The sequence below is a fragment of the Xanthobacter sp. SG618 genome (assembly GCF_012932745.1).
Lineage (GTDB): Bacteria > Pseudomonadota > Alphaproteobacteria > Rhizobiales > Xanthobacteraceae > Xanthobacter > Xanthobacter flavus.
This window is the reverse complement of sequence record NZ_JABBHL010000002.1, coordinates 231,645-249,260: the sequence shown is the minus strand read 5'-3', so window position 1 is coordinate 249,260 and position 17,616 is coordinate 231,645. Positions and strand designations below refer to the sequence as shown.

General features: G+C 67.3%; 15 protein-coding genes. 10 read left to right on the top strand and 5 right to left on the bottom strand.

The annotated features are described in order from the left end of the window. Positions 1-47: 47 nt before the first annotated feature. The 7 genes from FHT36_RS06635 to FHT36_RS06605 all read left to right on the top strand — a co-directional run bounded on the left by FHT36_RS06635 (position 48) and on the right by FHT36_RS06605 (position 8,216). The gene (locus FHT36_RS06635) at positions 48-587 is read left to right on the top strand and encodes a hypothetical protein (RefSeq protein ID WP_169121726.1); all 540 of its coding nucleotides are present in this window, start codon (positions 48-50) and stop codon (positions 585-587) included. 116 nt (positions 588-703) lie between these two features. Next, positions 704-1,609 carry a VOC family protein gene (locus FHT36_RS06630; RefSeq protein ID WP_169121725.1) on the top strand — a complete coding sequence of 302 codons (906 nt, stop codon included), beginning with the start codon at positions 704-706 and terminating at the stop codon, positions 1,607-1,609. A 78-nt stretch (positions 1,610-1,687) separates the two neighbouring features. Beyond that, positions 1,688-1,843, top strand: a complete 156-nt coding sequence (locus tag FHT36_RS06625; protein WP_029556801.1) for a DUF5993 family protein — start codon at positions 1,688-1,690, stop codon at positions 1,841-1,843. Positions 1,844-1,851: 8 nt separating this feature from the next. After that, the gene (locus FHT36_RS06620; protein ID WP_169121724.1) at positions 1,852-2,445 is read left to right on the top strand and encodes a disulfide bond formation protein B; all 594 of its coding nucleotides are present in this window, start codon (positions 1,852-1,854) and stop codon (positions 2,443-2,445) included. 222 nt (positions 2,446-2,667) lie between these two features. Continuing rightward, positions 2,668-3,600 carry a DMT family transporter gene (locus tag FHT36_RS06615; RefSeq protein ID WP_169121723.1) on the top strand — a complete coding sequence of 311 codons (933 nt, stop codon included), beginning with the start codon at positions 2,668-2,670 and terminating at the stop codon, positions 3,598-3,600. 90 nt (positions 3,601-3,690) lie between these two features. Further along, positions 3,691-7,314 (top strand): response regulator, encoded by a 3,624-nt coding sequence (locus tag FHT36_RS06610; protein WP_169121722.1) that lies wholly within the window; start codon positions 3,691-3,693, stop codon positions 7,312-7,314. Further along, a complete protein-coding gene (locus tag FHT36_RS06605; RefSeq protein WP_169121721.1) occupies positions 7,311-8,216 on the top strand; it encodes a protein-glutamate O-methyltransferase CheR in 906 nt (301 codons plus the stop codon). The genes FHT36_RS06610 and FHT36_RS06605 overlap by 4 nt, the downstream gene beginning before the upstream one ends. 4 nt (positions 8,217-8,220) lie before the next feature. Here the strand turns inward: FHT36_RS06605 and FHT36_RS06600 are convergent, their stop codons facing one another. Beyond that, a complete protein-coding gene (locus FHT36_RS06600) occupies positions 8,221-8,871 on the bottom strand; it encodes a L,D-transpeptidase (RefSeq protein ID WP_169121720.1) in 651 nt (216 codons plus the stop codon). A 451-nt stretch (positions 8,872-9,322) separates the two neighbouring features. On the opposite strand from FHT36_RS06600, the gene FHT36_RS24370 reads away from it, so the two are divergent. Continuing rightward, positions 9,323-10,840 (top strand): methyl-accepting chemotaxis protein, encoded by a 1,518-nt coding sequence (locus FHT36_RS24370; protein WP_246702068.1) that lies wholly within the window; start codon positions 9,323-9,325, stop codon positions 10,838-10,840. Positions 10,841-10,974: 134 nt separating this feature from the next. Here the strand turns inward: FHT36_RS24370 and FHT36_RS06590 are convergent, their stop codons facing one another. Beyond that, positions 10,975-11,895 carry a hydrogen peroxide-inducible genes activator gene (locus FHT36_RS06590; protein WP_169121719.1) on the bottom strand — a complete coding sequence of 307 codons (921 nt, stop codon included), beginning with the start codon at positions 11,893-11,895 and terminating at the stop codon, positions 10,975-10,977. A 98-nt stretch (positions 11,896-11,993) separates the two neighbouring features. On the opposite strand from FHT36_RS06590, the gene FHT36_RS06585 reads away from it, so the two are divergent. Together FHT36_RS06585 and FHT36_RS06580 are read left to right on the top strand one after the other, a co-directional pair. Then, positions 11,994-12,227 (top strand): YdcH family protein, encoded by a 234-nt coding sequence (locus tag FHT36_RS06585; RefSeq protein WP_169121718.1) that lies wholly within the window; start codon positions 11,994-11,996, stop codon positions 12,225-12,227. Positions 12,228-12,447: 220 nt separating this feature from the next. Next, entirely contained in the window at positions 12,448-13,440 is a 993-nt protein-coding gene (locus FHT36_RS06580) for a TerC family protein (RefSeq protein ID WP_169121717.1), read from the top strand. A gap of 71 nt (positions 13,441-13,511) precedes the next feature. Here the strand turns inward: FHT36_RS06580 and serA are convergent, their stop codons facing one another. From serA to FHT36_RS06565, 3 genes are all read right to left on the bottom strand, one after another. Beyond that, positions 13,512-15,098 carry a phosphoglycerate dehydrogenase gene (gene serA, locus FHT36_RS06575; protein ID WP_169121716.1) on the bottom strand — a complete coding sequence of 529 codons (1,587 nt, stop codon included), beginning with the start codon at positions 15,096-15,098 and terminating at the stop codon, positions 13,512-13,514. A gap of 302 nt (positions 15,099-15,400) precedes the next feature. Beyond that, positions 15,401-16,576: a phosphoserine transaminase gene (locus tag FHT36_RS06570; protein WP_169121715.1), complete on the bottom strand. Its 1,176-nt coding sequence runs from the start codon at positions 16,574-16,576 to the stop codon at positions 15,401-15,403. A 104-nt stretch (positions 16,577-16,680) separates the two neighbouring features. After that, positions 16,681-17,613: a DUF4238 domain-containing protein gene (locus tag FHT36_RS06565; protein WP_169121714.1), complete on the bottom strand. Its 933-nt coding sequence runs from the start codon at positions 17,611-17,613 to the stop codon at positions 16,681-16,683. Between the last annotated feature and the right edge of the window lie 3 nt (positions 17,614-17,616).

The window sequence follows — 17,616 nt, the reverse complement described above, 5'->3', positions numbered from 1 at the left end:
TCCGGCACGGGGGAAGCATGAGGACGGCTTTCGTCGGGTTGTTTTGCGTGGCCATCGCGGCGGGCGCTTCCGGCATCGCACGGGCAGCCGAGGTGCCTGCTCCACCTGCCGCCGCACCTGCCACGGCTCCGGCCGCCAATCCCTATGCCGGCCTGCCGAAGGTGGTGGCCAAGGCGGTGAAGGAGCTGGAGGCGGCCTGCCGGGCGGAGGGGGGAACGCCCAGTTGGAACCCGAAGACCGTCTTTGACGTGGTGAACGTCTCGCCGGATGGCCGTCCGGACTATCTCATCGATACCCACGCCATGGAGTGCGAGGGCGGCATCACGCCCTGGATCGGCTCCGACGGCTTTCGCCACGTCCTCTTCATCTCCACCGGCCCCGGCCGCTGGACCCGGGCCTTCGACCGGGGCGCGCGCGGCTTCGACATCATCGCGCCGAAGGGCGGCGCGCGGACGCAGGTCATCGTCTTCTCCCACTCGGCCTATTGCACGCGGCCGAATCCGGAGCGCTTCATGCGCTGCACCCAGATCTTCGAATGGCGGCGCGGCAAGCTGCGCAAGGTCTCGGAAGAGTGGTTCGAGGGCTGAGGCGCCAGACTTTGCTTGCATCGGCGCAATGGCGCCTTGCACCGGGCGCGTCCATATTTGGGACAACGCCCAGCCGGGCAGGGCAGAGACCCCGCCCGGCGCGAAGGAGCCCCATCATGACCATCGCCGTCCCCGCCGGCTCGACCGGCCCGCATTCCATCCCCACCACCGACCTGTCCGCCGGGATCGCGCCGCATGACCTCGTGCTCGGCGCCGTCAGCCTCGCCAGCCCGGACCCAGGCCGCCTCCTCGCCTTCTACCGCGACCTCCTCGGCCTCGATGTGCTGGCCGAGGGCGAGGCGACGGTGCTCGGCGCGGGTGGCAAGCCGCTGGTGGAGATCCTTTCCCGCCCCTCGGCCCCGCCGGCGCCGCGCCGGGCGCCCGGCCTGTTCCACATGGCCATCCGCGTGCCGGACCGCGCCAGCCTCGCCGCGCGGCTCCTCGCGCTGCACGGGGCGGGCCTGCGCCTCGGCGCCTCCGACCATCTGGTGAGCGAGGCGCTCTATGTGGACGATCCGGACGGCAACGGCGTCGAGATTTATCGCGACCTGCCGCGCGCGGAATGGCCGGTGCAGCCCGACGGCTCCATCGCCATGCAGACCCTGCCGCTCGATCTCCAGGCCCTCGCCCGCGAGGCGAAGACGGCGGGCGGACCGGCCCCGGCCGGGACAGACATGGGCCACGTCCACCTCAAGGTGAGCGACCTCGACGCGGCCAAGCGCTTCTGGGTGGACACGGTGGGGCTCACCATCATGGCCCGCTATCCCGGCGCGCTGTTCGTGAGCGCCGATGGCTATCACCACCATGTGGGGCTGAACGTCTGGCAGTCGGGCGGCGCCCCCGTCCCGGTGGCGGGAACGGTGGGGCTGGACCATTTCACCGTGACGCTGGCCGCCGATGCCTTCGCCGCCCTGGCCGCCCGTCTCGCCGCAGCCGGCGTGGAAGCACAACCGTCGAACGACGGCGCACTGCGGGTGACAGATCCCTCCGGCAACGGGGTGAAGTTCCGCGCCGCAGCGTGACGCTGGGCCAGGGCTCAGCTACCCTCGGCGGGCACCGAATCGCACATCCGCGCCGGTGCGGGCCGGGGGGCCTAAGCCATGATGTCGCTGCCGTTCTTCGGCGTGTTCCTCGCCCTCGCGGCGACGCTCATGGGCCAGCGCATGGCCGCGCTCGCGCTCTGGGTGCTCTCGGTGGCGACGATGCTGGTGCTGTTCCGCCTGCACGTCACCGATCCACTCAATATCGCACTGTGAGGCAGGCCATGGACACCGGCCTCACCCTCGCGGACCGATTCCGGGTGCTCAACGCGCTCGGCCTCCTTGCCGTGTCGGCGGTGCTCATCGCCGCCTTTTTCGACCAGCTCGTGTTCAATGATCTGCCGTGCCCGCTCTGCCTGCTGCAGCGCGCCGGCTTCGTCTGCGTGGCCGCCGGGCTCGCGCTGAACGTGAAGTTCGGCCCGCGGCCTTCGCACTACGCCATCATGATCCTGTCGGCGCTGGCCGGCGGGGCGGTCTCCACCCGGCAGACGCTGCTGCACATCATCCCCGGCGAGGGCGCCTATGGCGACGCCTTCTTCGGCCTGCACTTCTATGCCTGGGCGCTGGTGCTGTTCGCCGTGTGCGTGCTCGGCTCGGCCGTGCTGCTGCTGTTCGACGGCCAGTTCGAGCGGCAGTCGGCCGACGCGCCGATCCATCGCCCGCTGCTCGGCACCGCCGCCATCGTGCTGGTGCTGCTGCTGGCCCTGGCGAACGGCGTTTCCACCGTGCTGGAATGCGGCTCGGGCCTGTGCGCCGACAATCCGACCAGCTACCAGCTGATTCAGGACGGCACCCTCAACCGCCTGATCGGGCGCTGAGGCCGAAAGGCCGAAACTTCGGCCGCGGCCGAAACATCTCACGGCGCCGCTTGGGTCATCACGGATTGTGATGGTTTGCGCTGTGAAATTCGATTTCCCTCGCCCCTCGCCTCGGGTTAGAGGAGGGGGCCCGCAGGCCGTCGCAATAAAAGGGGACGGACGGCACTCCCGGCCAACAGGTCATCGCATGGCGCATCGCACAGGTGCGCCTAGGGAGAAGACATGTCCGCCACTCCGGTCCGCCCCAGCCGTTTCGCCCTCTATGACGCCCCCTATGTGCTGCTGACCCTTGTGGCCCTATTGTGGGCCATCAACCTCGTGGTGGGGCGCTACATCGCCGGGCACATCCCGCCCATCACGCTCGCCATGGTGCGCTGGATCGGCGCGACGCTCATCCTGCTGCCGTTCGCCTGGAAGCAGATCGTCCGCGACCTGCCCATCATCCGGCGCAACCTGCCGCTCCTGGTGCTGCTCTCGGCCACCGGCATCGCCTCCTACAACGCCATGAGCTATTACGGCCTGCAATACACGCAGGCGGTGAACGGCCTGCTGGTGCAGTCCACGGCCCCGCTTCTGGTGGCGGTGTGGACCTTCGTGCTGTTCCGGGAAAAGCTCAGCCTCGGCCAGGCGGCGGGGGTCATCACCTCCCTCGTGGGCGTGATGGTCATCATCAGCCACGGCGACCTCGACACCTTCCTGCATCTGAAGCCCAATATCGGCGACGTGGTCATCATCGTGGCGCTGGTGATCTACGCCCTCTACGCGGCGATCCTGCGCAAGCGCCCGCCGCTCGGCCCGCTCTCCTTCCTCGCCACCATCATGGCGCTGGGCTCGCTGCTGCTCTCGCCTTTCGCGCTCTGGGAATATCTCAACGGCAAGGTGCTGCCGCTGGACCACGTGACCTTCTTCACGCTGGCCTACGTGATGACCGGCCCGTCGCTGGTCGCCTACCTTTTCTTCAATCGGGGTGTGGAACTCGTGGGGGCGAACGCGGCCGCGCCGTTCCTGCATCTGCTGCCGGTGTTCGGCACTGCGCTCGCCATCGTCTTCCTCGGCGAAACCATGGCCTGGTACCACCTCGCGGGCTATGCGCTGGTCATCTCCGGCATCGCGCTGGCGACGCTCTCGGCGCGCCGGCGCATGGCCCCGCACTGAGGCGCGTGCACAGATAGGGGGCGAATTTCCTCTTCAATCCTTCTTCACCCCCGCCTATGCATTCTGCGGCGGGGTCGGAAGGGGTTGAGGATGCTGGAGAAGCTCACCGAGCGGTCGTGGTTTGCCGATCTGAAGATGCAGACCAAGGCGGGGCTGATCGTCGGGCTCCTCATCGCCATGTTCATGCTGCTGCTCGGCGCCAACTGGGTCACTGCCCGCATGGCGCAGGAGCAGGAGCGCCGGGTCGAGACGATCCGCCAGGTCAGCGTGCTGACGGCCGACGCCATGCGCGCTTTCAATCGCCGCCAGCTCGAGCTTCTGCGCAGCGCGCTCGCCGACCCCCGCAATCTCAAGGCCCGGCTCTCGGCCTCGACCACGCTCACCAATGAGAAGCTCGCGGCGTTGCGGGCGGCGGTGGTGGCACAGCCCATGCTCCTGCCCTTCGCCGAGCGCGCGGGCCGGATCGCCGGCCGCTGGGTCGATGCGGTGGCGGCGCCCGTGCTGGCCGCCTCCGAGAGCGGCGACCCTGCCGCCATGGATGCGGCGCTTCGGGTCTTCCTCGCGGCCGAATCGAGCGAGGAGGGCTATCGCGGCATCATCGGTGCCCTCGACGAGCTGAGCGCCGCCGCATCCGCCGAGATCGTCAGCGCCCAGGCGGATCTCGACCGGGCCGATGCCATCGTCGGTACCATCGACATTATCGCGCTGGTGGCGACCCTCTGCGTCGCCATTGCGGGCGTGTTCCTCGGCGCGATGTTCATGGCGCGGCCGCTGCGCCGGCTTGCCGAACAGATGACCCGGCTTGCGGAGAATGATCGCACCATCGAGGTGTCCTATGCCGAGCGCAAGGACGAGGTGGGCACGCTCGCCCGCGCGCTCAAGGTGTTCAAGGCGACCTCCATCGCGGCCCACGACACCGACTGGGTGAAGAGCGGGCTCAACAACATCGCCGCCCGCCTCCAGGCGCAGGAGGATCCACGCGACTTCGCCGATGCGCTGCTGACGGAGCTCGCGCCGCTGCTGGGCGCGGGGGTCGGGGTGTTCTACGCCCATGACGAGGCGGCCGGCCCGGAGGGATCGGCGCTGGAGCTGGTCGGCAGCTATGCCTTTTCGGAGCGGCGGCATCTGTCCACCCGCGTGCGCATCGGCGAGGGGCTCGTCGGCCAGTGCGCGCTGGAGCGGAAGACCATCGTCCTCTCTCCCGCGCCGGCCGACCATCTGCGCATCCGCACCGGCACCGGCGAGGCGTCGGCGCACTCCATCGTCGCGGTGCCGCTGGTGCTCAAGAAGCGCCTGCTCGGCGTCATCGAGCTGGCGCTGCTGGCGCCGCTGGAGGAGCGCGCCCGCCGGCTGCTCAACGAGGTCGCGCCGCTGGTCGCCCTGTCGCTGGACAATCTCGTCCGCGCTGCCCGCACCCGCGAATTGCTGGAGCAGAGCCAGAAGCAGGCGCAGGAGCTGCGCGTCGCCGAGGAGGAACTGCGCACCCAGCAGGAGGAGCTGCGCGCCACCAACGAGCAACTGCACGAGCGGTCCCAGCGCCTCGCCGCCTCCGAGGAAGAGCTGAGGGTTCAGGCGGACGAACTGCAGGCCTCCAACGACGTGCTGCGGCGCTCCTCTCAGGAAATGACCGCGCAGAAGGAGCTGCTGGAGGCGCTGAACCAGCAGATGGAGGCGCGGGCCGAGGAATTGCTGCGGGCCAACGAATACAAGTCCCAGTTCCTCGCCAACATGTCCCACGAGCTGCGCACGCCGCTCAACAGCCTGCTCATCCTGTCCCAGGACCTGGCCGAGAACCGCACCGGCAACCTTGATGCCGACCAGGTGGAGGCGGCGAGCATCATCCACTCGTCCGGCTCGAACCTGCTGCGCCTCATCAACGACATCCTCGATCTCTCCAAGGTCGAGGCCGGCAAGATGGAGGTGGTGCACGAGCCGGTGAAGGTCGCGAGCGTGGCGCAGCGGCTGGAGCGCAATTTCCGGCGCCTCGCACAGGAGCGCAAGCTGCGCCTTGCGGTCTCCGTCACCGACGCGCCCGAGCTCGTGTTCACCGATCCGGGCAAGCTGGACCAGATCCTCACCAACCTCGTCGGCAATGCGCTGAAGTTTACCATGCAGGGCCGGGTCTCCGTCACCTTCTCGAAGGACGAGGCGGGCAAGACCCTGAAGGTGGCGGTGGCCGACAGCGGCATCGGCATTCCCGAGGACAAGCTCGGTGCCATCTTCGAGGCGTTCGAGCAGGTAGACGCCTCCACCCGCCGCCAGTTCGGCGGCACCGGCCTCGGCCTCGCCATCACCCAGCGCCTCGCTCGTCTACTGGGCGGCAGCGTGACCGTGGAAAGCGCGCTCGGCCAGGGCTCCACCTTCACCTTGGAGATTCCGGTCGGCGAGCCGTTGCCGGAAGAGGACGGCGAGGCGGCGCCCGCGCCCGCGCCGCAGCCGGCGATGGATGCTCGGCAGGTGGCCTTCGACACGAGCCGGCAGGAGCGCGAGGCCGCCGGCCTCTCCGGCCTGCCGCCGGTTCCCGCCGTGAGCGTGGAGGACGATCGCGACCGCCTCACCCCCGGCGCCACCGTGATCCTCGTGGTGGAGGACGACCCGGTGTTCGCCCGCACGCTGGTGGGGCTGGTGCGGCGCAAGGGCTATCTCGCGCTCGCCGCCGGCGACGGTGAGAGCGGCCTCGCCCTCGCCCGGACCTACAAGCCCACCGGCATCCTGCTCGACGTGATGCTGCCGGGCCTCGACGGCTGGACGGTGATCGAGCGGCTGAAGGCCGATGCCGCCACCCGCCACATCCCGGTGCATTTCGTCTCGGCGCTGGACGAGAGCCGGCGCGGCCGCGACCTCGGCGCCGTGGGCTTCCTCACCAAGCCGGTGAGCGCGGACCAGCTCTCCGAGGCGCTCGGCCTCCTCACCCATTATTCCGCCGATCGTCCCCGCCGCGTGCTGGTGGTGGACGACGACGCCGCCGCCCGCCACGCCGTGCGCACCCTGCTCGCCCGGGAGAAGGCGCAGATCGTCGAGGCGGCGAGCGCCGAGGCCGCCCTTGAGGTGGTGGCGCAGGGCGATCTCGACTGCATCGTGCTCGATCTCGGCCTGCCCGGCATGTCCGGCTTCGAGCTGATCGAGCGCCTCGCTGACGGCGGCAAGCATGTACCGGTGGTGGTCTATTCGGGCCGCGACCTCACCACCGAGGAGCGCATGAAGCTGCGCGCCTTCACCGACGCCATCGTGGTGAAGGGCGCCCTCTCGCCCGAGCGCCTGTTGGACGAGGTGTCGCTGTTCCTCCACTCCGTGCAGCGCGAGCCGGAACAGCTCGCGGCCAATCCGGACGGCGATCTCGAAGGCCGCAAGCTGCTGCTGGTCGACGACGACATGCGCAACATCTACGCTCTCGCCAAGGTGCTGCGCGCGCGGGGCGTCAACGTGGTGCTGGCGCAGGACGGCGCCAAGGCGCTGGCGCAGCTCGACGAGCAGCCGGATATCGAGATCGTGCTGATGGATGTGATGATGCCGGTGATGGACGGCTACGAGGCGATGACGCAGATCCGCGCGCAGCCGCGGTTCGCCAAGCTGCCGGTCATCGCCCTCACCGCCAAGGCCATGAAGGACGACCGGGAGAAGTGCCTCGCGGCAGGTGCCAGCGACTATCTGGCCAAGCCCGTGGACGTGCCGAAGCTCCTGTCCATGATCCGCACCTGGCTCGCCGCGCGATGACCGGGCCTGACGATACCGACGACCAGGACGATCCGCCGCCCCCGGCGGCGACGGCCGGCGCGCGGGATGCGCTGGCGCTGGAGACCATCGAGGTGGACCTGTTCGTGGAGGCGCTGTTCCGCCGCTACGGCTACGACTTCCGCGACTATGGCAAGGCCTCGCTGACGCGGCGGGTCCGCAACCTCGCCACCGGCTTCGGCGCGGCGACCATCTCGGACCTCACGGCGCGGATGCTGCACGCGCCCGAGCGGCTACCGGACATCATCTCCGGCCTCTCGGTGCCGGTGTCGGAATTCTTCCGCGATCCGCATGTCTTCCTGGCGCTGAAGGAGCGGGTGTTCCCGCTGCTCGCCTCCTATCCGGAGATCAATATCTGGCAGGCCGGCTGTGCCCATGGGGAGGAGATCTATTCTCTCGCCATCCTGCTCACCGAGGCGGGGCTTTACGAGCGCACGCGCATCTTCGCCACCGACATCTCGAAGGCGGCCCTCAACCGCGCCGCGGAGGGAATCTATCCCCTTCAGGAGGCGCGCGAGGCCGGCCGGCGCTATCGCGCGGCGGGCGGGTCGGCGAGCTTTTCGGACTATTTCCACGCGCGCTACGAGCTGATGAAGCTCGACCAGCGCCTCGCCGCCAACGTCACCTTCGCCGAGCACAACCTCGTCACCGACGGCGTGTTCTGCGAGGCGCACCTCGTGCTGTGCCGGAACGTGCTGATCTATTTCACCACGCCGTTGCAGGACAAGGTGCTGCAACGCTTCGCCCAGAGCCTGGTGCGCGGCGGCTTCCTGTGCATCGGCACCCGCGAGAACCTTGAATTCTCGCAGGCGCGCAATCGCTTCCAGCTGATCGACGGCGCCGCCCAGCTCTACCGGCTGCTGCCGGGGGCGGGGGGCGCCTAAGGCCTCAGCCCTTCACATAGACCCGGGTGCCGAGCGGGACGCGCTCGTACAGGTCGATGATGTCCTGGTTGAGCAGGCGGATGCAGCCCGAGGATACCTGCTGGCCGATGCTCCACGGCTCGATGGTGCCGTGGATGCGGAACATGGTGTCGCGATCGCCGTCATAGAGATAGAGCGCGCGCGGGCCGAGCGGGTTGGTCTCGCCACCCGGCAGGCCGTTCTGGTAGGGCCCATAGCGCGCGGGCTGGAGGCGCACCATGTTGGCGGTGGGCGTCCAGTGGGGCCACTTCTCCTTGCGCTTGATGGTGGCCCAGCCGCGGAACGAATAGCCCTGCTTGCCGACGCCCACGCCGTAGCGGATCGCCGTGCCGTTGCGGCCAATGAGGTAGAGAAAGCGCTCGTTGATGTCGACCACGATGGTGCCGGGCGCATAGCCGGCCGGGGCCGGAACCTCTTGCCGCAGCCACTTGGGGTCCACCTCGGAGAGGTCCACCGCATCCACCGGGAAGGGCTCGCCGTCCACCGGGCCGTACATCATGTTCGCGCGGCTTAGCGGCGCCGGCGGCGGATTGGTGACGCACGCGGCCAGCGCCAGCGGCGCGCCCATGACGAACAGGCGGCGTCCCATCACGGGCACGTCGGCACTCTTCACCATTTCGGCCGTAGCTCGGGAAGCCTTGACCAGAACCTTCGGGAACAACCGGGGCAGGAACCGAGGCATGCTTTGACCACTCAGACGATGCGAGACCCTACGACGCACACAACGCACGACGCCGCGCTTCAGTTTCCTGTCTGCGCTCCGTTGCATTGAAGCCGGATAAGGTGGCGTTAAGGTTAACGCCCGGAGGTTGGAGTCCAACCTTGGGCGGGGCTGCCCAGCCATTTCCCTGATCTAGCATCTTCCCGCCGATACGGGGTGGCGCATGGGCCACACCCGGCCCGCCATGTGCATCGCACAAACGTGAAAGTCCTGTTGGCGACGCTGCGTCAGTCGGCTCGCCCCAGCTTCGGGCAAGCCTCGCGGCCTAGCCCTTTGCTGGCATCGCGCGCTGCACAGGGCGGCGCTGAAGCGGCGCGGCATCGCCGCCCAGGACAGGACGAACAGCATGACGGCAAGCGCGCTGCGGGCCAGGCCCGAACCCGTGCATTCCGGGCGAGATACGGCAGCCAGGGAATTCGGCACGGTGGCCACCGGCATGGCGGCGCAGCTGATGGCGGCTCTGCCGTGGGGTGTGCTGTTGTGCGAGGGCCGCAACCTTGCCGTGGTTCAGGCCAATGCAGCCGCCGCCGAGCTTCTGAACACCGTCGCCTCCGGCCTCGTCACCTCCCCGGCGGCGCTGCCGGGGCTGCCCCTCGCCCAGCTGCACCCGGCGCTGGCCGATCTCGGCCGCCACATCGCCGAGCCCGGTTTCCTGCCGCATGAAATGACCCTCGCGGTGGCCGGCGAGACGCTGGCGGTGACCGTCTCCGCCCTGCGCGACCGGCACGGCGTCGTCGCTTATGTGATGGTCACGCTGCGCGCCGACACCGCCCGCGCGGCGCAGGAGGCGCGGGCGCAGCGGCTCCAGCAGATGATGGAGAACATGCCGGTGAACATCATGACCTGCGATCGCGAGACGCTGGTCATCGACTATGTGAACCGCACCAGCATCGAGACCCTGCGACGCATCGAATCCCACCTGCGGGTGAAGGCGGACCAGATGCTCGGCACGTCCATCGACGTGTTCCACAAGCATCCCGAGCGCCAGCGCGGCCTGCTCGCCGATCCGGCGAACCTGCCGCACAACGCCCGCATCCGGGTGGGGCCGGAGACGCTGGACCTGCGCGTTTCCGCCATCTTCAGGGCTGACGGCAGCTATGACGGCCCCATGCTCACCTGGGACGTGGTGACCGCCGCCGTCGCCACCGCCGAGGGCGTGACCGAGGTGGGGGAGGATATGTCCCGGACCTCCGAGGCCAGCCAGTCGGCCTCCGCCGAACTGCTCCAGCTCACCGAGCGCACCGAGCAGATGGCCACCACCGTGTCGTCCGCCGCGCAGGAGATGTCCGCCTCGTTCAGCGGCATCTCGCACCAGATCGAGCGCGCCAGCACCATGTCGCAGGAGGCGACCCAGCGCGCCGCCCGCACCAACGAGCTGGTGGAGAGCCTCGCCACCAGCGTCGGACGCATCGGCAACGTCACGACCCTCATCGAGAAGATCGCCGCCCAGACCAACCTCCTCGCGCTGAACGCCACCATCGAGGCGGCGCGCGTGGGCGAGGCCGGCAAGGGCTTCGCGGTGGTGGCGCAGGAGGTGAAGGCGCTGGCGCTCCAGACCGCCAAGGCGACGCAGGACATCCGCCATCAGGTGGAGCAGGTGCAGCAGGATGGCGGTGTCGCGGCCGAGGCCGTGTCCGACATCACCCAGAGCATCTCCAATCTGGGCGGCCTGTTCGTGGAGCTGTCGGCCGCCATGGCACAACAGTCCTCCACCTCGCGCTCGGTCTCCGACAGCATCGACGGCGTTTCCCATGCCGCCTCCGACATCCGCCGCGCGGCGGTGGGGGTGCGCGCCATCGCCGATCAGGTGGCGGGCTATGCCGATCGCCTGCGGCGCGAGGTTTCGGCCCTGCTGCGCCGTTGATCCCGCAAGGTTTCACGCAAACGGATGCACGGCCCTTCGCCAGACCGTGCGCCGCCTCGCCCCGCCCGGGCGAGGGGTGACGGCCCGCCCGCTTCCCCCGGGCGGGCCGCACGCCGTTCGATGGTCCGCGCGTGTCAGCCCGGCTCGAGGCCGAGTTCCCGGCAGGTGCCCTCGCTCTCGCGGGCCAGCTGGTCGAAATGGGCGGCGCGGTTGTTGCCCGCGCGCCAGAAGAAGCCCATGTCCCGCGTCGCCGGCCAGCCTTCCACCGTGAGCAGAGCGATGTGATCCTGCACGCGGAATTCCGAGCGCGCGTAAAGCTCCGGGAACAGGGACAGGCCCATGCCCATGATGACCATCTGGCGCAGGGCATCGAGGCTCGTGCCCTCGTAATCCTCCCGCACTTGGGCGCCGGACGCCGCCGCGAGCGCCCGCGCGCTCTCGAACAGCTGGTGCCCGCGCCCGAGCGTGAGCAGCCGCTCGCCCTTGAGCTGGCCGATCTCCACGCTGCCGCCGTCCGCGAGGCGGTGGTCCTTGCCCGCGCCGAGATAGATGGCTTCCCGGCACAGCCGACGGAAGGTGAGCACCGAGGCGGACAAAGGCTGCGGGCCGAGGCCGCAATCGAGGTTGCCGGCGGTGACCTCCCGCTCGATCACCGAGGGGCGCTCCTCGCGGATGTAAATCTGCAGCCCCGGATAGCGCCGGTGCAGCACTGGCAACAAATGGGGCAGGAAATAGGGCCCGAAGGTCGGCGCGACGCCCAGCCGGATGAGCCCGCCCAGATTGTCGGCCCCGGTGGCGGCGGTGGCGACGATATCGTCCAGCGCCTGGAGGATGGAGCGGGCCGAGGCGATGACCCGCTCGCCGATGGCGGTGGGGATGACCCGGCCGCGCGTACGGTCGAACAGGGGCGTGCCGAGTTGTTCCTCCAAAAGCGCCACCTGCACCGAGAGGGTCGGCTGCGAGACGTGGCAGCGCTTGGCCGCCGCGCCGAAATGCCCGGTCTCGGCGAGGGCCACGACATATTCGAGCTGGCGATGGCGCGGCCGGAAGGGCATGGTGGCTTCATAGTCCAGAGCTATTAGCAATATAGCGACTATGGATTGGAACTATCAAGTGTCCTGCCCCATTCTTTCCCCATCGAAAGGAGGTTGTCGTGGACCAGTTCATGAAATCGCTGACGACGCGCCACAGCCTGATCGAGGAGGAAATCTCCTCCGAGCAGACGCGGCCCGAGCCCGATCGCACCCGGGTGCTCGCGCTGAAGAAGATGAAGCTCCGCCTGCGCGACCAGATCGAATATCTGCGCCGGGAGGGGGCCGACATGGCCCGCGTCGTGGTGGTCCGCCGCAAGAGGTGGGCCGAAATGCCTCTCAAGCCGGCGCGATAGGCGCCATCCGTCCCGCGCGCCCCGAGCGCCCGGACCCTTTCCCTCAACACACGAGGTCCGGGCCCCTCTGACGGGCGCGGACGCGGCCCGGCCTGCCCCCATCTGCCCCGGGGCGGGCCGGGTCCGTGCCCGCCCGCCATGTCGGTCCTCCTATCCGGTTTCCTGCCCGGCGCCCTGATCCTCGCGGGCGGTCGCCGCAGGCCACTGACAGGACCGTCCCATGGACCAGCTGATCGCTCTTCTCTTCCTTGATGTCGCCGGCAAGCCGCTCTGGCTCTGGCTCGGCTTCCTCGCCATCGTCTTTGCCCTGCTCGCCTTCGATCTCGGCGTGCTCCACCGCGACTCGCGGGAAATTGGCATCGCCGAAAGCCTCAGGCTCTCTGTCTTCTATATCGCCGTGGCGGCCGTGTTCGGCGGCTGGATCTGGGCCTCCATGGGGCCGCAGGCCGGCATGCAATACTTCACCGGCTATGCCATCGAGAAGGCGCTCTCCATCGACAACGTCTTCGTCATCTCGCTGATCTTCAGTTACTTCGCCATTCCCCGCGCCTATCAATACCGGGCGCTGGTGTGGGGCATCATCGCCGTTTTGGTGCTGCGCGGGCTGATGATCGGCGTGGGTGCGGCGCTGGTGCAGTCCTATGACTGGGTGCTGCTGCTGTTCGGCGCGTTCCTGGTGGTCACCGGCATCAAGATGCTGTTCGCCAGCGAAGGCGAGACGGACATCTCGCAGAATGCCGCGCTGCGCTTCCTCACCAAACGGATGCGGGTGACGCAGGAGCTGCACGGCGAGCGCTTCTTCGTGCGCCAGCCCCATCCCGTCACCGGCAAGGCCGTGCTGTGGGCGACGCCGCTATTCCTCGCCCTCGTGGTGATCAATATCGCTGACTTCGTGTTCGCGGTGGATTCGGTGCCGGCCATCTTCGCCATCACCACCGACACCTACATCGTGTTCACCGCCAACATCATGGCCATCCTCGGCCTGCGCGCCCTCTACTTCGCGCTGGCCGCCATGGTCTACCGCTTCTCGCACCTGAAGTACGCGCTGGCCGGCGTGCTTGTCTTCATCGGCGGCAAGATTTTCTGGAGCCACTTCTTCGGCAAGGTAGACCCGGCCATCTCGCTGGGCGTGACGGTGGCCATGATCGCCGCCGGCATCCTTTTCTCCCTCTGGCGCACCGGCGGCGGGACGGATGTGAAGCACGCGGCGTGATCGGCCGCCTGAAACGAAAGAAGCCCCGTCCGGCCGGACGGGGCTTCTGTATTTTTAGGTGGGTATCAGGCTCAGAAGGCGAGGGCTTTCGCCGCCTTCACCTGCGGCAGGGCCTGCACCTTGGCGAGCAGCTCGGCCGGCACCGCGCCATCCACTGCCACCAGCGCGATGGCATCGCCGCCCGCATGGTCGCGGCCGAGGGCGAAGGTGGCGATATTGATGCCGGCATCGCCGAGCAGGCCGGCGAAGCGGCCGATGAAGCCGGGCTTGTCCTCGTTGGTCACGTAGACCATGGCGGGGGCGAACTCGGCATCCACCTTGATGCCCTTGATGTTGACGATGCGCGGATGGCCGTCCGCGAACACCGTGCCGGAGACGGAGCGCTCGAACTTCTCCGTCACCACCGTCACCGTGATGAGGCTCTCATAGTCGCCGGTGGCGGCGCGGGTGGTCTCCTCGATCACCACGCCGCGCTCCTTGGCGACGGAGGGCGCCGAGACCACGTTGATGTCGGCGAGCGCCGGGCGCAGCAGGCCCGCCACCGCCGCCGAGGTCAGCGCCTTCACCTTCAGGTCCGCCACCGCGCCCTCATAGATGATGCGCACGGTCTTGATGTCGGTGTCGGTGAGCTGGCCGGCGAAGGAGCCGAGCTTTTCCGCAAGCTCGATGAAGGGCTTGAGCTTCGGCGCCTCTTCCGCGGTGATGGAGGGGAAGTTCACCGCGTTGGAGATAGCGCCGGTGAGGAGATAGTCGCTCATCTGCTCGGCGACCTGCAGCGCGACATTCTCCTGCGCCTCGGTGGTGGCGGCGCCGAGGTGGGGCGTGCACACCACGTTGGGATGGCCGAACAGCGGGTTGGTCTCCGCCGGCTCGATGGTGAACACGTCGAAGGCGGCGCCGGCCACATGCTTGCTGTCGAGCGCGGCGCGCAGCGCCTCCTCGTCCACCAGGCCGCCGCGGGCGCAGTTGATGATGCGCACGCCCTTCTTGGTCTTGGCGAGGTTCTCGGCCGAGAGGATGTTCTTGGTCTTCTCGGTGAGCGGCGTGTGCAGCGTGATGAAATCGGCGCGGGCGAGGAGGTCGTCCAGCTCCACCTTCTCCACGCCGAGGTCGAGGGCCCGCTCGGGCGAGAGGAAGGGATCGAAGGCGATGACCTTCATCTTCAGCCCCACGCCGCGCTCGGCGACGATGGAGCCGATGTTGCCGCAGCCGATGATGCCGAGGGTCTTGCCCGTGACCTCGACGCCCATGAAGCGGTTCTTCTCCCACTTGCCGGCCTGGGTGGAGGCGTCCGCCGCTGGGATCTCGCGGGCGAGGGCGAACATCATGGCGATCGCATGCTCGGCGGTGGTGATGGAATTGCCGAACGGGGTGTTCATCACGATCACGCCCTTGGCGGTCGACGCCGGCAGGTCCACGTTGTCCACGCCGATGCCGGCGCGGCCGATGACCTTGAGGCGGTTGGCCTTCTCCAGGATCCTCGGCGTCACCTTGGTGGCCGAGCGGATGGCGAGGCCGTCATAATTGCCGATGATCTCGGCCAGCTTGTCCTTGTCCTTGCCGAGGTCGGGCTGGAAATCCACCTCGACGCCGCGGTCCTTGAAGATCTGGATGGCGGCGGGGGAGAGCTTGTCGGAGATGAGAACGCGGGGTGCCATGGGATGGGCTCCGTTTCGCGAATGGGATGGGCCGGGCATGCGCGGCCGTTCGCGCGTCACCGGCGTGGACCTCGCCCGCTTGCGGGGGAGGAGAAATGGGATCGTGCGCCACCTGGGGCTCTCCCCTCTCCCCTTGCGGGAGAGGGGCCTGGGGTGAGGGGGACCCCGCGGCGTGAGGAGCGGTGCTTTCGGCGAGGGCTTTACCCCTCACCCTAACCCTCTCCCGCAAGGGGAGAGGGGACGCGTCGCCTCTAGCCGAACGGTTTGCCTAAACTCACTCAACCAGTCTCACCCGGCCGAAATCACGCAGCCTTGGGCAGCGCGGACTTCGCCTCGGTGAAGGCCCAGTCGAGCCAGTGGGTCAGGGCTTCCACGTCGGCACGCTCGACGGTGGCGCCGCACCAGATGCGCAGGCCGGGAGGGGCGTCGCGATAGGCGCCGATGTCGTAGGCGATGCCGCCCTTCTCGAGGCCGGAGGCGATGGCCTTGGCGAAGGCCGCCTGCGCGTCGGCGGGCAGCGCGGTCACGTCCGCATCCACCACCTTCAGGCACACCGAGGTGTTGGAGCGCGTCACCGGGTCCTTCGCGAGGAAATCCACCCACGGGGTGCGGTGCACCCACTGGGCGATGGCCTCGAAGTTGCGGTTGGACCGCTCCTGCAGCGCCGAGAGGCCGCCGATGTTCTTCGACCACTTGAGCGCATCGAGATAGTCCTCGACGCACAGCATGGACGGGGTGTTGATGGTCTCGCCCTCGAAGATGCCCTCGATGAGCTTGCCGCCCTTGGTCATGCGGAAGATCTTGGGCAGGGGCCACGCCGGCTTGTAGCTCTCCAGCCGCGCCACCGCGCGGGGGGAGAGGATGAGCATGCCGTGGGCCGCCTCGCCGCCGAGCACCTTCTGCCAGGAGAAGGTGACCACATCGAGCTTGGCGAAATCGAGCTTCTGCGCGAACGCCGCCGAGGTGGCGTCGCAGATGGTCAGGCCCTCGCGGTCGGCCGGGATCCAGTCCGCGTCCGGCACCATGACGCCGGAGGTGGTGCCGTTCCAGGTGAAGACCACGTCGTGGGTGAAATCGACGCTCTTGAGGTCCGGCAGCTCGCCATAGGGGGCGGTCAGCGCGCGCGCATCGGTGAGCTTGAGCTGCTTGACGACATCCGTCACCCAGCCCTCGCCGAAGCTTTCCCAGGCCAGCATGTCCACCGGGCGCGCGCCGAGCACGGACCACAGCACCATTTCCACGGCGCCGGTATCGGAAGCGGGGACGATGCCGATGCGGTAGTCGGCCGGGACTTCCAGCACCTCACGGGTGAGGTCGATGGCTTCCTTCAGCTTCACCTTGCCGACCTTGGCGCGGTGCGAGCGGCCGAGGGGAGCGTCGGACAGGCCTTCCAGCGTCCAGCCGGGACGCTTGGCGCAGGGGCCGGAGGAAAAATTGGGGTTCTCCGGACGCGTGGCCGGAGCAGGATTCGTCGTCATGTGGTCCATCCTTACAGATGGGCGCCTCCCGTTGGGGGGAGGTGTCCCACGGATGGGGTTACGCCTGAGGGCAGGGGGCGTCAAGGGTGATGAGGGTGTCCGTACTAGGATGTTCCCTTAAGCGACATCGCGGGAGGACACCCGGGGATGGGCCGTATGATCGATTCAATGAGTCGCTCTTGAGGTGCGATTCCAAAGTTCTTTTTGACAAATTTCAAATGAGAATCGTCGACCGCATATGAGAAACGAACGGCGGAACGGACAATATGTTGATTAACTTCTTTAGCGATTTGTCTCAGTGGGGCATGATTTAGATATTCAATCATTTTATCATCAGACGTCGCGACAAATAGTCGGGTCGGATCGATCGGAATTGCTAAATGGCCGTTGGGTTTTATGAGTCCATTCGTTCTGATGATCGGCCTGTCTGATGTCATTAATGGGACGCACTCCTTTGAAAGTTGGACGATTTTCCAATGCATATTATTTATTGTTTGTCCAACTCTGGCGTTATCGATAAGTTTAATTAATGTATTATATCCGTGTATTTCGACTTCGTGAATAGGCCGACTCATTAGGTATTCAGAAAATGTTTCAGGATCGCTTGCAGAGCGTCTGCTTTGATACTCCATTTCTTCAGTCTCATCCGTCCGTATAAATTCGATTTTCCACCAATTTTTTAGAATATCGATATCTTCGGGGCAGCGTAGTAAGAGAGATAATAGGAAGCGTGTCCATGCGCTTCTCAGTCGTGCATTTAATGTTACGTTTCCTTGATTCAACTGCCTTAATGCATCAGCAGCTAAAGAATCGACCGGGCGAAAAAATTTGCATTCGATCTGCTGCTTGAGATGGGGAGGAAATCCTTCTAGCTGATAGAGTCCGTCTACAAAGCCCGTTGCCTTAGGGCTCCTCCTGAGTGGCTTAACGGCACCACCATTCCTACTGTACTGACAAAGGCGGCCATCTGGGCTAACCCATCCCTTCAAGTAAAACTCTGGAATATAGTGGTGTCGTTGGGGTAAATCGGATGCCATAGG

Coding starts and splice junctions, on each gene's coding strand:
- FHT36_RS06630 (WP_169121725.1), top strand. CDS start 704: ATGACCATCGCCGTCCCCGCCGGCTCGACCGGCCCGCATTCCATCCCC.
- FHT36_RS06625 (WP_029556801.1), top strand. CDS start 1,688: ATGATGTCGCTGCCGTTCTTCGGCGTGTTCCTCGCCCTCGCGGCGACG.
- FHT36_RS06620 (WP_169121724.1), top strand. CDS start 1,852: ATGGACACCGGCCTCACCCTCGCGGACCGATTCCGGGTGCTCAACGCG.
- FHT36_RS06615 (WP_169121723.1), top strand. CDS start 2,668: ATGTCCGCCACTCCGGTCCGCCCCAGCCGTTTCGCCCTCTATGACGCC.
- FHT36_RS06610 (WP_169121722.1), top strand. CDS start 3,691: ATGCTGGAGAAGCTCACCGAGCGGTCGTGGTTTGCCGATCTGAAGATG.
- FHT36_RS06605 (WP_169121721.1), top strand. CDS start 7,311: ATGACCGGGCCTGACGATACCGACGACCAGGACGATCCGCCGCCCCCG.
- FHT36_RS06600 (WP_169121720.1), bottom strand. CDS start 8,871: ATGGTGAAGAGTGCCGACGTGCCCGTGATGGGACGCCGCCTGTTCGTC.
- FHT36_RS24370 (WP_246702068.1), top strand. CDS start 9,323: ATGACGGCAAGCGCGCTGCGGGCCAGGCCCGAACCCGTGCATTCCGGG.
- FHT36_RS06590 (WP_169121719.1), bottom strand. CDS start 11,895: ATGCCCTTCCGGCCGCGCCATCGCCAGCTCGAATATGTCGTGGCCCTC.
- FHT36_RS06580 (WP_169121717.1), top strand. CDS start 12,448: ATGGACCAGCTGATCGCTCTTCTCTTCCTTGATGTCGCCGGCAAGCCG.
- serA (WP_169121716.1), bottom strand. CDS start 15,098: ATGGCACCCCGCGTTCTCATCTCCGACAAGCTCTCCCCCGCCGCCATC.
- FHT36_RS06570 (WP_169121715.1), bottom strand. CDS start 16,576: ATGACGACGAATCCTGCTCCGGCCACGCGTCCGGAGAACCCCAATTTT.
- FHT36_RS06565 (WP_169121714.1), bottom strand. CDS start 17,613: ATGGCATCCGATTTACCCCAACGACACCACTATATTCCAGAGTTTTAC.